Source organism: Microcystis sp. LE19-8.1F (assembly GCF_027531715.1).
Classification (GTDB): Bacteria; Cyanobacteriota; Cyanobacteriia; order Cyanobacteriales; family Microcystaceae; genus Microcystis; species Microcystis wesenbergii_A.
Genome location: NZ_JAPZSO010000014.1, coordinates 14888 through 32541 on the forward strand (window position 1 = coordinate 14888; position 17654 = coordinate 32541).

17 protein-coding genes are annotated in these 17654 nt (G+C 43.5%); 13 read left to right on the forward strand and 4 right to left on the reverse strand.

Going from position 1 to position 17654, the window contains the following annotated elements:
• The first annotated feature begins 24 nt into the window (after positions 1-24).
• Entirely contained in the window at positions 25-435 is a 411-nt protein-coding gene (locus O9334_RS01870) for a VOC family protein (RefSeq protein WP_287998912.1), read from the forward strand.
• On the opposite strand, the gene O9334_RS01875 is transcribed toward O9334_RS01870, so the two are convergent.
• A complete protein-coding gene (locus O9334_RS01875; RefSeq protein WP_045359774.1) occupies positions 402-1586 on the reverse strand; it encodes a class I SAM-dependent rRNA methyltransferase in 1185 nt (394 codons plus the stop codon). The genes O9334_RS01870 and O9334_RS01875 overlap by 34 nt on opposite strands.
• Before the next feature lie 110 nt (positions 1587-1696).
• On the opposite strand from O9334_RS01875, the gene O9334_RS01880 reads away from it, so the two are divergent.
• From O9334_RS01880 to dnaG, 6 genes are all read left to right on the forward strand, one after another.
• A complete protein-coding gene (locus tag O9334_RS01880) occupies positions 1697-1837 on the forward strand; it encodes a hypothetical protein (RefSeq protein WP_287998916.1) in 141 nt (46 codons plus the stop codon).
• Positions 1821-2615 carry an MlaE family lipid ABC transporter permease subunit gene (locus O9334_RS01885; protein WP_190380721.1) on the forward strand — a complete coding sequence of 265 codons (795 nt, stop codon included), beginning with the start codon at positions 1821-1823 and terminating at the stop codon, positions 2613-2615. Before O9334_RS01880 ends, O9334_RS01885 begins: the two co-directional genes overlap by 17 nt.
• Positions 2616-2803: 188 nt before the next feature.
• Entirely contained in the window at positions 2804-3370 is a 567-nt protein-coding gene (locus O9334_RS01890) for a photosystem I assembly protein Ycf4 (RefSeq protein ID WP_045359770.1), read from the forward strand.
• A gap of 28 nt (positions 3371-3398) precedes the next feature.
• Positions 3399-4136, forward strand: a complete 738-nt coding sequence (locus O9334_RS01895; RefSeq protein ID WP_045359769.1) for a peptidylprolyl isomerase — start codon at positions 3399-3401, stop codon at positions 4134-4136.
• A 126-nt stretch (positions 4137-4262) separates the two neighbouring features.
• A complete protein-coding gene (locus O9334_RS01900; RefSeq protein ID WP_045359768.1) occupies positions 4263-5387 on the forward strand; it encodes a beta-ketoacyl-ACP synthase in 1125 nt (374 codons plus the stop codon).
• Between the two features lie 368 nt (positions 5388-5755).
• Positions 5756-7702 (forward strand): DNA primase, encoded by a 1947-nt coding sequence (dnaG, locus tag O9334_RS01905; protein WP_045359765.1) that lies wholly within the window; start codon positions 5756-5758, stop codon positions 7700-7702.
• A gap of 12 nt (positions 7703-7714) precedes the next feature.
• Here the strand turns inward: dnaG and O9334_RS01910 are convergent, their stop codons facing one another.
• The 3 genes from O9334_RS01910 to O9334_RS01920 all read right to left on the reverse strand — a co-directional run bounded on the left by O9334_RS01910 (position 7715) and on the right by O9334_RS01920 (position 11427).
• A complete protein-coding gene (locus tag O9334_RS01910) occupies positions 7715-8953 on the reverse strand; it encodes a glycosyltransferase family protein (protein ID WP_045359763.1) in 1239 nt (412 codons plus the stop codon).
• A 160-nt stretch (positions 8954-9113) separates the two neighbouring features.
• Positions 9114-10274 carry a nucleotidyltransferase family protein gene (locus O9334_RS01915; RefSeq protein WP_045359762.1) on the reverse strand — a complete coding sequence of 387 codons (1161 nt, stop codon included), beginning with the start codon at positions 10272-10274 and terminating at the stop codon, positions 9114-9116.
• Positions 10275-11127: 853 nt separating this feature from the next.
• Complete coding sequence (locus tag O9334_RS01920) at positions 11128-11427, reverse strand: small RNA NsiR4-regulated ssr1528 family protein (RefSeq protein WP_045359761.1); 300 nt, start codon at positions 11425-11427, stop codon at positions 11128-11130.
• A 20-nt stretch (positions 11428-11447) separates the two neighbouring features.
• Here O9334_RS01920 and O9334_RS01925 point away from each other — a divergent pair, with 20 nt between their 5' ends.
• The 6 genes from O9334_RS01925 (at position 11448) to shc (ending at position 17230) form a co-directional block, all read left to right on the forward strand.
• A complete protein-coding gene (locus O9334_RS01925; protein WP_002783352.1) occupies positions 11448-11936 on the forward strand; it encodes a BlaI/MecI/CopY family transcriptional regulator in 489 nt (162 codons plus the stop codon).
• Positions 11936-12784: a M56 family metallopeptidase gene (locus O9334_RS01930; protein ID WP_287998929.1), complete on the forward strand. Its 849-nt coding sequence runs from the start codon at positions 11936-11938 to the stop codon at positions 12782-12784. Before O9334_RS01925 ends, O9334_RS01930 begins: the two co-directional genes overlap by 1 nt.
• 2 nt (positions 12785-12786) lie before the next feature.
• Complete coding sequence (gene bcp / locus O9334_RS01935) at positions 12787-13254, forward strand: thioredoxin-dependent thiol peroxidase (RefSeq protein ID WP_287998932.1); 468 nt, start codon at positions 12787-12789, stop codon at positions 13252-13254.
• 156 nt (positions 13255-13410) lie between these two features.
• Complete coding sequence (rpsB, locus tag O9334_RS01940; RefSeq protein ID WP_004162676.1) at positions 13411-14208, forward strand: 30S ribosomal protein S2; 798 nt, start codon at positions 13411-13413, stop codon at positions 14206-14208.
• A gap of 116 nt (positions 14209-14324) precedes the next feature.
• Entirely contained in the window at positions 14325-15080 is a 756-nt protein-coding gene (gene tsf / locus O9334_RS01945; RefSeq protein WP_045359756.1) for a translation elongation factor Ts, read from the forward strand.
• A 242-nt stretch (positions 15081-15322) separates the two neighbouring features.
• Entirely contained in the window at positions 15323-17230 is a 1908-nt protein-coding gene (gene shc, locus O9334_RS01950; RefSeq protein WP_287998937.1) for a squalene--hopene cyclase, read from the forward strand.
• Positions 17231-17654 lie beyond the last annotated feature (424 nt).

Consider the following 17654-nt stretch of genomic DNA (forward strand, 5'->3'; position numbering starts at 1 on the left):
CACTGAAAAAGCTTGCCAACCCCGATGAATAACCCCCCCGATAGTCCATTCAATTACACAGAGGCTTTTATTGCCCTAGGAACGAGTAATTTCGATCGATCGGTGCAGTTTTATCGTCAACTGTTGCAACAGGAACCAAACCCCTACCTTGCCGCCGTTTATGCGGAATTTAGGCTGATTAAACTTAAATTAGGTCTTTTTTGCCCTAAAGAGTCCCACAAAGAGGAATTTAGCGATTCTAGGGGCAGTGGCATGAGCATTTGTTTCGAGGTGGAGAGTCTCGAAAAAGCGATCGAGCATTGGAGCGAAATCGGCTATGGTGCTAGGGGAGAAATTAGCCAAGCTTCCCACGGCAGGGAAATCTACATCTATGATCCCGATGGTAATCGTTTAATTTTCCATCAATCCACCGCTAAAACCAATCCTTTCAGGTAGGAACCTTCCGAATGATAGATACTGGTGGGATGGTCCGCCGGTTGGCTTAAACGTGCTAAAATTCGCACTGGGCGAGCCGATTCAATGGCGGCAGCCATGACAGCCCCCTGAAAATGTTCTTCATTAACCACTTGGGAACAGGAAAAGGTGAAAATAATACCTTGGGGGCGAATTTTCTGGAAAGCTTGCTGATTTAATCTTTTATAAGCCATAACCGCCTGATGACGGGATTGGATACTTTTGGCAAAAGCGGGGGGATCGAGGACAATCAGATCGTAATCCTCCTGACAGTCGCGCAGAAAGTTAAAAACATCGGCGCTGTAGGATTGATGGGGAACTTCGCTGAGATTATTCAGGGCGATATTTTTTTCGGTAAGATCGATCGCACCGTGGGAACTATCAACGGAATCGACTAGGGCAGCCCCCGCTTGCATAGCATAGACGGAAAAGCCGCCAGAATAAGAAAAAGTGTTTAAAACCCGTTTATTATGGCAATATTGGGCTAATAAAGCTCTGTTTTCTCTTTGATCGAGGAAAAATCCCGTTTTTTGTCCTTTTTCCCAATCAATAATAAAGCGATGGCCGGATTCTAACACCTCATCGCTGGTTTTTTGACCAAATAAGTATTTATTCTCGGAAGTATGGGCGCTTTTCGCCAAAACCGCGGCACTTTTATCGTAAACTGCCCGTAAATTGTCAGCGTAGATAGTTTTCAGACAATCGACAATCAGATCGAGACGTTGGTATAAAGCTAGGGAATAAGCTTGAATAACCGCCGTGCCATTGTACCAATCGACGATTAAACTGGGTAAACCGTCTCCTTCAGCGTTAATTAAACGATAACAGTTAGTTTTCGGGTTATCCACTAAACCGATTTGTTGCCGCAGCTGATAGGCATTCTGGAATTTTTCGAGAAATAATTGAGCAATATCGCTGACTTTTTGGAAAGAAAGAATTTTAACGGCAATATTGCTAGGATTATACAGTCCAGTGGCTAGATATTCGCCTCGATCGCTATAAACCTCAACGATAGCACCCTCTTTGACTTCCCCCTCCATCTCTTTAATCGCCCCAGAAAATATCCAAGGATGGAATCGTTTAACAGCATCAATTTTATGGTTTCTCAGGATAATTTTCGCTAAATCTGGCATGGATAAAGAATCAGGGTTGATAGCTGACGGCTACTAGATAATTCTATTATCCCCTGCCCGCAGCACAAAACCATGGTTTGTTATCCCTCGATCGAGTGGCATCAAAGCACATGAGTAGAAAACGGGTTTCTCCGAGAAACCCGTTTTCTGTTTCTGTGCGTTACTCAACGGATTTAGTATCAGAGGGAATTCTCGCCTATAATAAGTTAAATTTTCGCGATATTCCCTCGACAAATGCCAAGAAAAAGTGATGCTGCCGGTGGTTTAAGTTTATGGTTTCAGCGTTTGGGGGCTGCCAGTTTGTTAGCGGGACAAACTTTTTTACATATTCTTAATGGCAAAATCCACCGGCGTAATACTCTGGAACAAATGAGTATTGTGGGGCCAGAATCCTTGACAATTGCCCTAATTACTGCTGCTTTTGTGGGTATGGTTTTCACTATTCAGGTAGCCAGAGAATTTATTTTTTTTGGGGCGGGTAGTTTTGTTGGGGGAGTTCTTTCCTTGGCTTTAACAAGAGAATTAGCCCCGGTTTTAACTGCGGTGGTGGTGGCGGGGAGAGTTGGCTCGGCTTTTGCCGCCGAAATTGGTACAATGCGAGTAACAGAACAAATTGACGCTTTATATATTTTAAAAACCGATCCGATCGATTATTTGGTCATTCCCCGGGTGATTGCCTGTAGTTTAATGTTACCGCTGCTCACTATTATCTCTTTAGTCACAGGGCTACTGGGGGGTTTATTTATTTCCGATAGTCTTTACGGCATTTCCTATTCCCTATTTTTACAATCAGCCCAAAATTTTCTAGAAACATGGGATTTAATTAGTTCTATGTTAAAGTCGCTAATTTTTGGGGTTTTAATTGCCATTATCGGTTGCAGTTGGGGTTTAACCACCACCGGCGGCGCTAAAGGAGTTGGTCAATCTACTACCACGGCTGTGGTAACTTCTTTATTAGCGATTTTTGTGGCTAATTTTTTTCTCTCTTGGTTGATGTTTCAAGGGACAGGCAATGTGGATATCGGTTAATTAGTCACAGCAACAAGTGGGACTGATTGAGAATAGAGAAACTGATAAGCTAAGACGTATTTAAACCGCTTATTCTTAGATTAGCCGAATCTCCCCCCCCTGCCCTAGGGCCGTTGGGGAAGTGGGGAGCGGGGGAGTGGGGAGAAAAAAGCTGGTAAAATGACTCTAGGCAACCTTAAAAACAATTCATGAAAGCGCAAACAACAAGTAAAGATAGCCTGATCCTACGGCAAGAAGTAGTGGGAGCGCGTCGCCCTAGTAACTATTTTTGGGCTGTAATCGTCTCTATTGGCGGTCTAGGCTTTCTCCTTGCCGGTCTTTCCAGTTATTTGAAGGTCAATCTACTTCTCGTTAGCGATACCAGTGCCTTACAATTTATTCCCCAAGGAGTCGCCCTCCTCTTTTATGGCACTGCGGGGACGCTTTTAGCCACCTATCTCTGGTTATCTCTCCTCTGGAATGTCGGAGGTGGTTACAACGAGTTTAATAAGGAAACCGGCAAAGTTAAAATCTTTCGTTGGGGCTACCCTGGCAAAAATCGCCGCATCGATCTCGATTGGCCCCTGGAAGATGTGCAAGCTGTGCGGGCCGAAGTGCGAGAAGGACTCAACCCGAAACGGGAACTATTCCTGCGGATTAAACAGCGTCGCGATATCCCTTTAACTCGCGTCGGTGATCCTATGTCCCTCTCGGAATTGGAAAATCAAGGGGCAGAACTCGCTCGTTTTCTGGAAATTCCTCTAGAGGGATTGTAGTCCTTTTTTCGCTCTTTTTGGCTATAAAATGATGAAGATAAGAAAATCTTGCTGGCTGTCTGTGGTTTGTGTTTTTTTAATCACAACGACGACACTTTTCGGCTGTTCTTCCCCAGAAGCTAACTCCACCCCCGATAATTCTATTATCATCGAAAACCCTAAATCTGCCAGTTCGGGCAGTGTCAACATGGATAATTACAAACCCCGCTTAGATGGAACTGCCGTGGTCGAGATGATCATCAAAGGTAAACCGGTAACGATCGAAATTGATGGCAATGCGGCCCCAATTACTGCTGGTAACTTTGTGGATCTGGTGGAGAGAGGTTTTTATAATGGTTTAACTTTCCATCGCGTGGTTACAGAACCGCAGCCTTTTGTCGCCCAAGGGGGTGATCCCCAAGGTCGCGGAACGGGTGGTTTTGTCGATCCGAAAACCAAGCAATCCCGTTATGTTCCCCTGGAAATTCTCCTCAAAGACGAAAAAGAGCCGATTTATGGGCAAGCAATCGGTCAACAGGCCACGGCCCGCACTCCCATCGTCGCTTTACCCCATAAACGCGGTGCGATCGCAATGGCCCGTTCTCAACAGCCTAATTCCGCTTCTTCTCAGTTTTATTTTGCCCTGTCGGATATCAATTTCCTCGATGGTGATTATGCCGTTTTTGGTTATGTAACTGAGGGAATGGAAGTGATCGATACGATCAAACAAGGGGATAAAATTGACTCGGCCAAAGTTGTTTCTGGTGCGGAAAACCTGAAAAAATAGCGATCGGTTAGGGTGGGACCAGGCGACAATAATTTAGTCTTCGCCGTCCCCCCCCCAATCATTTAATGTTCCGATAACTGATAACTGATAACTGATAACTGATAACTGATACCTGATAACTGATAAATGAATGTTGTGGTGACGGGAATTGGGTTGATCAGTTCTCTGGGAAATTTAAGTCAGAGTTGGCAAAGATTACTAGAGGGCAAAACCGGTATAACTAGGCAACAACCCTTTTCTGATTTACCCGCTTTACCCCTGGGTTTAATCGGTCACAAACCGGCATTTTTAGAGGATTTAACCAAAATTGCCCTGATTGCTGCCCTCAAAGATGCGAAATTAACCCCTCCCTTAAAGGATTGTGGTGTCACTATCGGTTCTAGTCGTGGTTGTCAGGGTTTATGGGAACGGATGGCAGCGACGGGAATAGTAGAAAACTGGTTAGATAGTTTACCCGATCGCGCCTCGGTATTGACCGCTAGATTGATAGAAACCGGCGCCCCAGTCTTAGCACCCATGGCGGCCTGTGCCACGGCTATCTGGTCGATCGCCCAGGGTGTAGAATTAATCAAAATGGGAGAATGCGATCGAGTTTTAGTCGGGGCGATCGAAACTCCGATCACTCCCTTAACTTTGGTGGGATTTGAACAGATTGGAGCTTTGGCGAAAACGGGCTGTTATCCTTTTGATAGAGCTAGAGAGGGCTTGGTTTTGGGCGAAGGTGGGGCGATTTTAGTCCTTGAATCCGAAGAATTGGCTTTAAGCAGAAATGCCCCCATCTACGGGCAGATTTTGGGCTATGGTTTTAGCTGTGATGCCGATCATGTTAGCGCCCCGGCGGTGAATAATCGTAGTGCTACCAAAGCCATAGAACTATGTTTGCACAGAAGTCAATTAAGAAAAGATGAAATTAATTACATTCACGCCCACGGCACTAGCACGCGTTTAAACGATGAACGGGAGGCAAACCTGATCGCCAGCATTTTTGGCTCGCAAGTGGCTGTAAGCTCGACAAAAGGCGCAACAGGACACACTTTAGGGGCTTCAGGGGCATTAGGTGTGGCTTTTTGTTTAATGGCTCTCAAAAATCAGCTAATTCCCCCCTGTGTCGGTGTGCGCCAGTCGCCTTTTCAATTAAATTTAGCTAGATCGGCTGTTAATTTTTCCCCGCACAATTGTCTCTGTCTTAGTTTCGGGTTCGGAGGACAAAATGCAGCCATCGCAGTGGGGAAGTTGTTCAGTGATCAGTAACCAGTTCTTTCCTTGCCCGTCTCTGCATTTCTTTTTAACAAAACTTAACAATTATGGGCGAAATTTTGCTTGTTTTTGTCGGGAGATTTTGAGATAATATTTTTAAAGGATTTTATTCACAATGGGAGTATTTGAATCCAGCAAAATTTGCAAAGATTCCCATTATGAGAAAAGCATAGCACAAGCCGCCGCCAAAGTCAAGTCCTTTCTTATTACTTATGGGTGCGAATTTCCAGGAGTCAAAAAGGGCCTTAGTGGGGGTGCTAGGTGTTGGGGAGATTTTTCAGTGATCAGCTTTAATACTGCTCACTTAATATATACTGCTCACTTAAAACTCACATCTGACTCCTGACTGCTGATAACTGATTATGGATACACCGCGACTACATCCGGACACGATCGAAGAAGTTAAACAAAGAATTGATATTGTGGATTTAATTTCCGAGAGAGTCGTCCTCAAAAAAAGGGGAAGGGAATACGTTGGTTTATGTCCTTTTCACGAGGAAAAATCCCCCAGTTTTACGGTTAGTCCTGCCAAACAAATGTATTACTGTTTTGGCTGTGGTGCGGGGGGAAACGGGATTAAATTTTTCATGGAAGTGGGGAAACAATCTTTTAGTGAGGTGGTTTTCGATCTCGCTAGAAGGTATCAAATCCCGATTAAAACTCTAGCAGTAGAACAGCGTCAGGAATTAGAACAGAAATTATCCCTCAAGGAACAATTATACGAAATAATGGCCGTAGCGGTGAGTTTTTATCAGCACGCCCTTAGTCAACCCCAAGGGGAAAAAGCGTTAGATTATCTTAAGGTACAACGACAACTAACCCCAGAAACTATCGCAACTTTTCAACTGGGATATTCTCCGGAAGGTTGGGAAACGCTCTATCGTTATTTGGTGGAACAAAAGCGCTATCCTGTGGCTTTAGTGGAACAAGCAGGATTAATTAAAGCGCGTCAAAATGGTAGTGGTTATTACGATCAATTTCGAGATCGTTTAATGATTCCTATTTTTGATAGTCAAGGACGTGCGATCGCTTTTGGTAGTCGTACTTTAGGTAATGAGCAGCCAAAGTATCTAAATTCTCCCGATACTCCTCTATTTGAAAAGGGAAAAACTCTCTTTGCTCTCGATCGAGCTAAACAGGCAATTATTCAGCAAGATTTAGCGATAGTTGTGGAGGGTTATTTTGATGCGATCGCTCTCCATGCTGCCGGTATTACTAATGTGGTTGCCTGTTTAGGAACAGCTTTAAGTCAAGAGCAAATTAAACTACTTTTGCGCTACAGTGAAAGTAAACAAATAATCTTTAATTTTGATGCCGATCAAGCGGGAATTAAAGCAACACAAAGAGCGATCGAGGAAATTAACTCTCTAGTTTATTCGGGACAAGTTAACCTAAAAATCCTCAATCTTCCCGATGGTAAAGATGCCGATGAATTTCTTAAATCTCGTGCTGACGGGTACCACGGATTCGACAAGCTCACCGCCCATAGTTATCGAGAATTAATCGAAAAATCTCCTTTTTGGATTGATTGGCAAATCTCGCAAATGTTAGTTAATAAAGATTTAAAACAGGGACTACATTTTCAACAAGTGTCTAGTAGTATGATCAGTTTACTGCAAAAGTTAATCGACGGCAATCAACGGACTTTTTACCTAGATTATTGTGCTGAAATTTTGGCTCAAAAAGATGCCGCTCGTTTGCCATATATTTTAAAAAATCTCTCAAAGCAAGTTAATAAACCTCGGTTCGACGAAGCTCACCGTCCACGGTTCGACGCATTTCGACAAGCTCAATCGCCAGCAATTAAAAGGAAAAATATCCTAGATAAATCCGAAAAAAACGGCTCAGAAAAAGCCGAATGGTTACTATTACTAATCTATCTCCATTCTCCCGAATATCGGAGGCTCATTTGTGAACTTTTGGATGAAAAAGATTTAATTTTTAATCTCCCTGATTATCGTTGGTTATGGCAAGTAATTCTAGAGTTAGAAACCCAAATTACTAACCAAAGAGATTTGATGTCAGCTTTACAGAATCATTTATTGATGATCACCGCAGACAAAAATCGTGATTTTAATTCTTTATTTCACTTAAATGAACATACCAGTCAGCAAATTTTGCAGCCAGAAGAACAGATAAAAAATGCTATTATAGCTATGGAAAAAATTAGTTTAATGGAATATCGTCGCTACTGTCAAGAACAATTAATTAATGCTCTCGACAGCAATCAACGGGAATTTTATCAGCAGGAATTCTATCAAACTGTTAATAAATTAATCGAAATTGATCCTCACTACCAACAAGCTTAATTCTCTGATTGATTAGAAACTAGACAGTTGTTCGGCAATAATAAATACTAACTTATCCACTGCTCCTGCTTGCCCGCGCACTGCCCGCAATTTTTGCCGGATAGCCTCTAATTGTTGGGGATTTTCTAACCAGGATATAACTATATTTGCCACTTCTTCTGGTTGTAATTCCCCCAATAATTCCGGAACAATTTCTGCACCGGCCCAAATATTTGGCCAGGCATATAAACGCTTTTTCCGCAACATATAGAGATTAATTATCTTAGCAAATAAAGACCCCACCCCCGGCAGTTGGGCTAATAAACCGGGTAAACCGTCCCAAGTCCGCATCGCGTCTAGTTGCTGAGTCGGTAGTAAAATAATCATCGGGATTGCCAGCGCTCCTAATTCGGCAGTATTAGCACCCACCGTCGTTAAAGCTAAATGACAGCGAGAAAGCTGGTTATGGGCGGGAAAATCGGTAATTAGGTCAACTTTTACCCCCTTAGCTGTTTCTAGATAGGGTTTTTCACCGTTTTTTAATTGGGCAGCACTCCAACCGGTTTTAGTGATCATCGGATTATAGCTAGGATCGGCAAATTTCGCCAAATAAGCTAAATTTAGGGTAGGAGCGACAGGAATTAAAAATTTAGTCTGGGGATTCTGCGCGTGTATCTTTTCGGCAATGGCTAGGGTTAGGGGTACACCCTGGGCTAATTTCGAGGGTTTGGAACCCGGGAGGAGTGCAATTAAGGTAGCATCATCGGGGGTGATAGCAGTGGGCAAATCTACCATTAAATCGCCGATAACAGTAAATTTATGCTGATATTGTTGGGGAATATTATTTAATACACTTGTATTCATCACGGCAAAGCGATCGATCCCCCGATACCAACGCGCTTCCCATTCCCCATAGATAACGGTGCGATAACCCAAACGTTTACCGATGGTGAGGGCAAAAAATTGATCGCCCCCTAAAAATAAAACGATGCCCTTGGGGTGCCAATCCCAATTATCGGCGGTTTTTCCCCAGAAAAGAAAATTAAAGAAGTTTTCTGGCGACTGGACTCGATCGACCTCTGGATATTTCCTAACTACTTCCGTTTCCGCCCCCATAGAATGAGTACAAGGGGAAAGAATCACCGAAATCCGCAACAGCGATCGATCTTCTGTTAAGTTTTGTCGCAATCTCTTGACAACTGGACGCACCCATGTAGATATTTCTCCAGGACCATTAGAGAGAATGAGAAGATCAACAGGAGAATCAAACATGATAAGTAGTCGTGCAAAATTAATGTCTTGGTTAGGATAGGCAAAAGGCAAAAGGCAAAAGGCAAAAGGCAAAAGGCACTCATGCAAGGAGTGGTTAGATATGTGTAATTAATTTTGCTTAGGTACTTATCAAGTAAAAAGTTCCCTGTTGCGGTGTTGCCTACTTGCTATTGAATAAAGAACGAATTGCCTGATGTTTAGGGTGATCAAATTCTGGGGGAACCTTGCGGGTATCGGTAATCAACCAATCCAAGGCTGCCGCTTCCACATCGATCGCCGCGCCGGTTTTATCAACACAATAGCGCCCAAAGACCAACTTATCGACCAAACGCGCCCCTGGACCGAGGCGAGAATATTCAAAAATAACGCTATTATCCACCGTCGCGCCGCCACAAATCCAACAATTGGGGCCAATCATACTCGGACCGACAATTTTCGCCCCGTCTTCAATGCGCGTCATTGCCCCGATATACACAGGTCCGGTGATATCGACTTTATCCCAGTTTACCCCCACATTTAAGCCCGTGTAGATGCCCGGTTTGACTTCGATGCCGGGGATAGCAACATTTTTAATTTCCCTGGATAACACCCCGCGAATTGCCTGCCAGTAGTCGGGAACTTTACCGATATCCACCCATTCAAAATCCATGTTTAAAGCGTAGAAAGGCGCACCTTTAGCGACTAATTCGGGGAATAATTCGCCCCCGATGTCGTATTTACTATTAGGGGGAATAAAATCAATGATTTCTGGCTCAAAAATATAGATACCCGTGTTAATGCAGGTACTTAAAGCTTCATCGATGGCCGGTTTTTCTTGGAAACTGAGAATCCGTCCCTCCTCGTCGCTAACTACCACCCCATAACTGGATACTTCCTCTCTGGGGACGGTTTTGGTGACGATAGTGGCGATCGCTCCTTTTTCTCGATGCCATTTAACGGCTGCGGTTAAATCGAGATCGATCAGCGCATCACCACAGAGAACCACAAAAGTATCGTCAAAAAAGGGATTAAAATCTTGAATTCGTCGTAAACCGCCCGCCGATCCCAGGGCATCACCGATTAACTCGCCCTCTTCGATTCTACCCTCAAAAGAATAGCCGATATGCACCCCAAAACGCTGACCATCGCGGAAATAACTCTCAATTTCTTCGGCTAAATGACTGACATTGACCATGATCTGATCAAAGCCATGCTGTCGCAACAGTTCCAACAAAAACTCCATCACCGGCTTTTGTAAAATCGGGATCAGCGGTTTGGGAATCGTATGGGTAATCGGACGCACGCGAGTTCCTTTGCCAGCCGCCAAAATCATGGCTTTCATTGATGTTTATTTCCTTTTGCGATCGAGGTTTGTAATTAAATCATGCCTAGTGTATCATTATCGGCTCGGAATCAGTAGTTATCGATCCTCTTGGGGGTACCTCGAAAAATAGATTTACTTCAGCGTTGCACCGCCTGAAACCCTGATCAAACCTTGGTTTATTCTCAATTAGTGCGAAGATTTTCTCAATAAGTCCAATTGATCGAGCTACCCCTTAGTAATTGATAACGGAAAAAAAGTCAGAGATTTAACCCAGATTACACTGATGGACAAAATTAACAAATCAACTTTGCTGTAACTCATACTACTCAGTCCTCTAGGCTAAGATGATCAAAAAAACGCAAGTTTTTAAATTGATGGGCAAAAAAAGTTTAATTTTACGCAATAACCAAGACGTTAAGTACCTAAGCAAAATTAATTACACATATCTAACCCCCCCTTGCCTCTTGCCTTTTGCCTTTTGCCTTTCTTCACTAGGAAATTTATTTTGCACGACTACTTATGTCTAGGCTACCTCGAAAAATCGAATTTTGAGGGACGGATCGCCTTGTTAGTTCTTGAAAATTATTCCCTCTTCATCAATGTATATCAAGGAGATTTCCTCGACCAACACTTTGTTAACAAAATCTTTTATTCGAGGTGTCCTTGAGCATTAGATCAACCTAGACTCCCTGCCGAATTTCCCCAACAATCAGTTTAACCGCAGGCAGTCTAGGCGAAAAATGGCGAGCAAAAAATTGACTACTTGAGATATAGCGTTTTTCAGTCTGCTGAGGTACAAAAGTTATGGGTTTTAGGCAAAAGGCAAGAGGCAAAAGTCAAAAGGGAAGAAAAATATGTGTACCTCACTAGCTTAGGAAACGCTATAGTAAAAAGCGATTTCTTTCTCCTTGAGAGGGGCAAAATCGGCGGCTAACAACAGCTGATTTAATTCTTCTTGGGGGATATGTTTGGCCCCGATGCGGACAATTCGCGATCTCATCGTGTTCGAAACCCCGCTTCTTTGTCGTCCTGCTTCCAAACCCATTACCCGGTGATAAAGTTCCAATTTTGCCGGTGGAATCGGGGAACCATCAAAATCAATACCATTAGCGATCGCCACATCGATGGCATCAGCACCCGTAGTCGTGGTTAAATTAGTTTCGGTGGACATAAAGACAATATAAAGGATCGTTGCTATTTTATCAGGCGATCGATATCCGCCGCTATGATCAGGAAAGTAATCTTCATTTCTGTGTAACTATGGCTCAATTGCCCACCTATCAACCAAAACAGTTATCCCTAGGCCCCCTAGAAGCGGAAATTCTCAATATTGTCTGGGAATTGGAAACCGTCAGCGTTAAGGATGTCCACGATCGCATTTTAGCCGATCCAGAACGGGATCTGGCCTATACTTCTGTGACTACGGTACTGCGTCGTTTAACTAATAAAGGCTGGTTAAGTTGTTATAAACAGGGTCGGATTTTCTACTGGAAACCGATGGTTTCTAAGGAACAAGCACAGGCAATTAAAGCCTACGAACAATTACATCGTTTTTTGGCTATTGGTAATGCGGATGTGGTGGCTTCTTTTGCCGATAGTCTCGATACTGCTAGTGTCGAACAATTAAAAGCGATCGCATCTCGTTTAGATACCCTGCGTCAACAACGGAGAGAACGCTAATGCACGGTTCAATGTTATTACTAGCATTAACTATCGCCATTGGTTTACGTTGTTTTTTGCCCAGCTATCAGCGTCGTTGGCAGACAACGCTATTTTTCTTTCTCTTTCCTCCTTTGCTGCTGTTAATGACAGTTATATCGGTGGTTTGTATGGGCTATGGCGGGCAAATGTTGGGCTATAACTCCAGTTTAATTAGTTACTTTAGTGCTATAATCTGGCTAGTTTTTGCTATATTCTGTCTGATAAAACTCTCCTATCAAACTTGGCAAACCCATCGGGATTTTAGCAGTTATCCCCTCAAAAAAATCACCACTCAGAAGGCGAGAGTTTTAGCAGTGGATTTTCCCTACAGTGCCAGAGTTGGCTTCTGGAAGTCGGAATTAATTGTAACCCAAGGATTATTAAATCTCTTAGATCAAGAACATTTACAAGCAGTTTTAGCCCACGAACAAGCTCACCAAGAATATCATGACACTTTCTGGTTTTTCTGGTTAGGTTGGCTGCGATCAATGTCTTCTTGGCTGCCCAATAGTGAGAATTTATGGTCAGAATTGGTCTTCTTGCGGGAATTGCGCGCCGATAAGTACGCTTCCGGACAAGTGGATTATTTACTATTAGCTGAATCGCTGCTTTTAGTAGCAGAAAAAGTTAATCAAGTAGCGGAAATAAATTTCTCTGATAGTTGCTGTGTTGCTCTGAGTGATAATTCTTTAAATAATCGCTTATTAGAGAGAATCGATGCTTTAGTCGAGTCAGAAAAACCAGAATTTCCTGGATTTAACTATCAAGTCTGGCTCTTGCTTTCCCTCTCCCTCGCGCCTTTCTTACTCTTGCCTTTACACTCCTAAAAATGACCCTAGAAGTTGGACAAAAAGCCCCGGAATTTGCCACCCCCAACCAAAGGGGCGAAATTAGCAAATTAGCAGATTTTGCCGGTCAATGGTTGGTATTATATTTTTATCCCAAAGATAACACTCCGGGCTGCAGCACAGAAGCGATCAATTTTACCGCTTTGTCACCGCAATTTCAGCAATTAAACGCGGTAATTTTGGGAGTTAGTCCCGATTCAGCCAAGTCCCACTGTCGTTTTATTGAAAAACACAATTTAACTATTCAATTATTGAGCGATACCGAACATCAACTGGCGGAAATTTATCAAGTCTGGGGATTAAAAAAATTTATGGGTAAGGAATATATGGGGATTAAACGCTCCACTTTCCTGATCGACCCCCAGGGAAATATTGCCTATATTTGGTCAAATGTCAAGGTAAAAGCCCATGCAGAAGCCGTTTTGAAAAAACTTGAGGAATTGCAGTAGCAAGCCCTCAGTACCCAATATTTACGGGTAGGCAATCGCGCCCTTTCGTGTTAGACTAGAAAAGTTGTCAAAAATCGCACATCTAGGCGATCGGGTGTTTCTAGAAATCTAGAAATCCAGCCCTAGATGGAGGATCAACCCGAAAAGGAGAAAAATATGCCCGTTGTCTCTCTCGCAGAATTGCTAGAGTCTGGGGTTCACTTCGGCCATCAAACGCGCCGTTGGAACCCGAAAATGTCTCAGTACATCTACACTGCCCGAAATGGGGTTCATATCATTGATTTGGTGCAAACTGCCCAATTAATCGAAGAAGCTTACGAATTTGTCCGAGGAGAAGCCGATCGCGGTAAACGCTTTTTATTCATCGGTACGAAACGGCAAGCGGCAGCAATCATTAAACAGGAAGCTTTACGCAGCGGCAGCCACTTCGTTAACCAACGCTGGTTAGGGGGAATGTTAACCAACTGGGAAACCATTCGCGGCCGGGTAGAAAGACTCAAAGAATTAGAAGAATTAGAAAATAGCGGCGCCCTCGATAAACGACCGAAAAAAGAAGCATCGGTACTGCGTCGGGAATTGGGCAAACTAGAAAAATACCTCGGTGGCATTAAAACCATGCGCCGGCTGCCGGATTTAGTCGTCGTAGTGGATCAGCGTCGGGAATACAACGCTATCCAAGAATGCCAAAAATTGGGCATTCCCATCATCTCCCTCTTGGATACTAACTGCGATCCTGACTTGGTAGATGTGCCGATTCCCGCCAACGATGACGCAATTCGCTCAGTCAAACTGATTTTAGGCAAAATTAGCGATGCGATCATCGAAGGTCGTCGCGGTGGTCAAGCAGCGGTGGAAGAATACGAGGAAGACTACGATAATGAAACCGAGTACGAGGAAGAAGGTGATTATTCCCAATACGCCGCCGAATTTGCCAGTGGAGACGACGATAACTAGGGAAAATTAGCTATTGATCGCAGCTAGGTTCGGGGGGAAACTTTCCGAGCCTATCGAGCGGTCAAACCTGCCCCTCTCGTGGCATGATCAATTATAAGCAGTAGGTTAAGAATATTATGGCGGAAATTACAGCACAACAGGTTAAAGAACTTAGGGAAAAGACCGGCGCCGGCATGATGGATTGTAAGAGGGCGCTGACGGAAAACGCGGGGGATATAACCAAAGCGATCGAATGGTTGCGTCAAAAAGGGATTACTTCCGCCGAGAAAAAAGCTAGTCGGGTAGCGGCAGAAGGGATGATCGGCAGTTACATCCACACCGGCAGCCGCATCGGTGTTTTAGTAGAAGTGAACTGTGAAACCGATTTTGTCGCCCGTCGCGAGGAGTTCAAAAAATTGGTTAATGACGTGGCGATGCAGATTGCCGCTTGTCCTAACGTCGAATATGTAAAAGTGGCCGATATTCCCGCCGAAATCGCCGCCAAAGAAAAAGAAATTGAGATGGGACGGGACGATTTAGCCAATAAACCCGATAATATCAAAGAAAAAATCGTGGCCGGCCGCATTGAAAAACGTTTGAAAGAACTTTCTCTGCTCGATCAACCCTTTATCCGCGACCAGAACATCAGTATTGAGGAGTTGATTAAACAAGCGATCGCCGCTTTGGGAGAAAATATTCAGGTGCGTCGTTTCCAACGCTTTGTACTAGGTGAGGGGATCGAGAAAGAAGAAACGGATTTCGCCGCCGAAGTAGCCGCCCAAATGGGACAAAAAGCCCCGGAACCTGTAGCAGCAGCCCCGCAAGTGGAGGAAAAAGCCCCGGAACCGGCAGCGAAGGATAATCCGCCCGCTAAAGGCAAAAAGAAAAAGTAAGTTAAATGAAGATCAATCTGGTGGGGTGCGAGTTTCGTACCCCTTTTGTCTTCAGGGGAGTGGGGGTACTTAATCAGTTATCAGTAATCAGTCAAAAGAAAAAAGAAATTGGCAACCAAAGCAAATTCCTTGACTGGATTCCTTGGGAACAAAAGCCTATCTTTTACCTACTTATTAAAAACTTTGTAAATAAGATTATCTTATTTGCACTCGTGGTCCCTAGAGGTTGTCGAACGGAAAAAATGCAGATTCAGGACAAAATCACCGAAATAGCCGCTAAAACAGCGAAAGCGATCGAACTTTCTCAGAATTATTTACTTTCTACCCAATACTCTGAGGGTTACTGGTGGGCAGAATTAGAATCTAATGTCACCATCACCTCAGAAGCAATTTTACTGCACAAAATCTGGAAAACTGACAAAAATCGCCCCCTAGACAAAGCAGCCACCTATCTGCGTCAGCAACAGTGTCCTAACGGCGCTTGGGAGTTATTTTATGGTGATGGTGGCGATCTTAGCACCACTGTGGAAGCCTACATGGGGCTGCGACTATTGGGAATTCCCCTTAATGATCCTGCTTTAGAAAAAGCTAGAGAATTTATCTTAGCTAAAGGTGGCATCAGCAAAACCCGCATTTTCACCAAAATGCACCTTGCTTTGATTGGTTGTTATGATTGGCTGGGGGTTCCCTCTATCCCCGCTTGGATTATGCTACTGCCAGAAAATTTCCCTTTTACTATCTATGAAATGTCCAGTTGGGCGCGGGGAAGTACGGTTCCTTTATTAATTGTTTTTGACAAAAAACCCGTGTATAAAATGGGTTTTAATCTCGATGAACTCTATACAGAAGGGGTGAATAATGTCAAGTATGAGTTACCAAAAAATAACGATTGGGCAGATGTTTTTCTCTGGTTAGATGGGCTGTTTAAATGGGCAGAAAAAACTGATTTAGTTCCCTTCCGTCAAGAAAGTCTGAAAGCGGCGGAAAAATGGGTAATTGAACGACAGGAAGACCCAGGCGATTGGGGGGGAATTATCCCAGCGATGTTAAATTCTCTGTTAGCTTTAAAAGCCCTAGGTTATGATGTTTACGATCCGATTGTTGCCCGCGGTTTAAAAGCGGTGGATAATTTTGCCATTCAGACGGATAATACCTATTGTGTACAGCCCTGTGTGTCGCCGGTTTGGGATACGGCTTGGGTAATTCGAGCGCTAATTGAATCCGGGCTAAATCCCGCTCATCCAGCTATGATTAAAGCGGGACAATGGTTAATCGATCAACAAATTCTTGATTATGGCGATTGGGCGATTAAAAATAAAATTGGAACCCCCGGGGGTTGGGCTTTTGAATTTGATAATCGCTGGTATCCCGATTTAGACGATTCGGCAGTGGTGGTGATGGCTTTAGAGTTAATTAAAATGCCCGATGAAAATATTAAAAAAGGTGTGATGAAACGGGCAGTTAATTGGATGGCTACTATGCAGTGTAAAGCTGGTGGTTGGGGAGCTTTTGACATCGATAACGATCAAAACTGGCTTAATTCTTTGCCATATTCCGATCTAAAAGCAATGATCGATCCTAATACGGCTGATGTTACTGCCAGAGTTCTAGAAATGTTAGGCACTTGTGATGTTAACATGGAGGAAAATCGAGTTAAAAAAGCTTTGGATTATCTGGAGAAAGAACAGGAAGCTGATGGTAGTTGGTTTGGTCGCTGGGGTGTAAATTATATTTATGGAACCAGTGGGGCGTTATCTGCTTTTGCTTTTCTGGAACCGAATAAATATCGCCATCAATTGCAAAAAGGAGCCAATTGGTTAAGCAGTTGTCAAAATGTTGATGGTGGTTGGGGTGAAACCTGTTTTAGTTACAATAACCCTAAATTTAAAGGACAGGGAAATAGTACCGCTTCCCAAACTGCTTGGGCATTAATCGGTTTATTAGCCGTCGGGAAAGTCACAGGCAATTATCAGCGAGAAGTGATTGAAAAGGGCGTTAACTATCTTCTTGTTACCCAAAAAGAAAATGGTACATGGGATGAAGATTACTTCACCGGTACAGGTTTTCCCTGTCATTTTTACCTGAAATATCATTTCTATCAGCAGTATTTTCCTCTACTGGCTTTGGGGCGTTATCGGGCTTTGATTTAGTCTGTTAACCTATTAATTTTTGTTTAAAACTATTGCGTTAAGACAGGAAATAAGCCTAACTGTCTAACGCATTTTTTGTGACTAACTAGAGCTGGCTGAATAGGTCCCCAGAGCGAATCTATAAGCCACACAACTGGCAAAATGGTAGTTTCGTCCCTTAGTTTCTGAATTTTATCCGGCGAGGGAAGAGCGAAAGTGCAAGGGTTTTGAGTCCCTCAGATCGATTTCTCAACGTTTGTTTCTGGCACTTTTTTAGCAAGGTTTCCACTGATATTCAGCCAGCCCTATAGCGGTAAGCGCTTGAGTGAGATACAGACCAAGCTTTGCCTAGCATGGTTTATAGCTTGTGACACTGTACCTAATACGACTGCACACCGCTATAAGCTAGTGAGGTACACATATTTTTCTTCCCTTTTGACTTTTG